Here is a 1,127-nt window from a genome sequence, read left to right as displayed (position 1 = left end):
AGGATCAGCGTGATCACCACCCCCGCCGCCTCGAAGTAGACGTGGCGGGCCTGCTCGGGCAGCAGGCCGGGGGCCAGGCTCATCAACACGGTGACGGCGGTGCTGTACCAGAAGGCCGCCCCCGTGCCGATCATCACCAGGCTGTTCATGTCCGGGGAGAGGGAGCGCAGGGCCTTCCAGCCCAGCCGGAGGAAACGTGCCCCGGCCACGAAGTAGACGGGCACGGTGAGGGCGAGCATCACCCAGTTCCACGCCTCCATCGGGGCGAGGGAAGTGAGGAACATGTGCGCCGGCATCCACACCATCCCCACCATCGCGATCAGGGTGAGGGGGACCGCGAAGGCCGCGGCCAGCAGGGTCATGCCGCGCAGGTGGGCGATCTCCTTCTCCCGCGCCTGGCGCTCTACGTCGGCCCGGTCCTGCCCGGCACTGGCCTCGAGCACCCCGTACCCGGCCTCGCGCACGGCCCGCTTGAGCTGGGCGACGCCGGTCGAGGCGGGGAGGTAGCGCACCGTGGCCCGCTCGGTGGCGAGGTTAACGCTTGAGCTGAGCACCCCGTCGAGCTTCTTCAGGGCGCGCTCGACCCGCCCCACGCAGGCCGCGCAGGTCATGCCCGTGACGCCCAGCTCGGCCTCGGCCACCACCGGGGTATAGCCCACCTCCTTGATCTTCTCGACCAGGGCCTGGGGTGTGGTCGTGGCGGGGTCGTAGGCGACGCTGGCGTTTTCGGTCGCCAGGTTGACCGAGGCCGCCTCGACCCCCTCGACCTTCTTGAGCCCGCGCTCGACCCGGCCCGCGCAGGCCGCGCAGGTCATGCCCTGGACGCCGATTTGCAGTTCTTTCACATTGCCTCCCGACGCACCCCTCCTGGGGAGGGGATGGCTGAGAAAAGGTGGCCCGACGGGTTCATCGGGCCACGCGGGGCTAACGGTACTTCAGCACTTCCATCAGTTCTTCTACCAGCGTATCGGCGTCGCCGCGCTGGGCCGCGCTGACCACGTGGTGCCTCAGGTGGCTTTGCAGCACCGTGTCGCCCACCTTGTCCAAGGCGCCCTGCACGGCCTTGATCTGCTTGAGCACGTCCACGCAGTAGGGTTCACCCTCGAGCATCTTGAGGATGCCCTCGA

General features: G+C 68.9%; 2 protein-coding genes. Both read right to left on the bottom strand.

Annotated features, from left to right (window positions below; all coding sequences use genetic code 11):
* A partial coding sequence (locus Mhypo_RS17755) for a heavy metal translocating P-type ATPase (protein WP_147075622.1) occupies positions 1-845 on the bottom strand: 845 nt, incomplete at its 3' end.
* A gap of 79 nt (positions 846-924) precedes the next feature.
* Positions 925-1,127, bottom strand: a 203-nt coding sequence (locus tag Mhypo_RS17750) for a metal-sensing transcriptional repressor (protein WP_119342527.1), incomplete at its 5' end; no start/stop codon positions are given.

Origin of the sequence: Meiothermus hypogaeus (assembly GCF_003574035.1) — a bacterium.
GTDB lineage: Bacteria > Deinococcota > Deinococci > Deinococcales > Thermaceae > Meiothermus > Meiothermus hypogaeus.
Note: the sequence above shows the minus strand (reverse complement) of the source record. Positions and strands in the feature narration are given on the sequence as shown.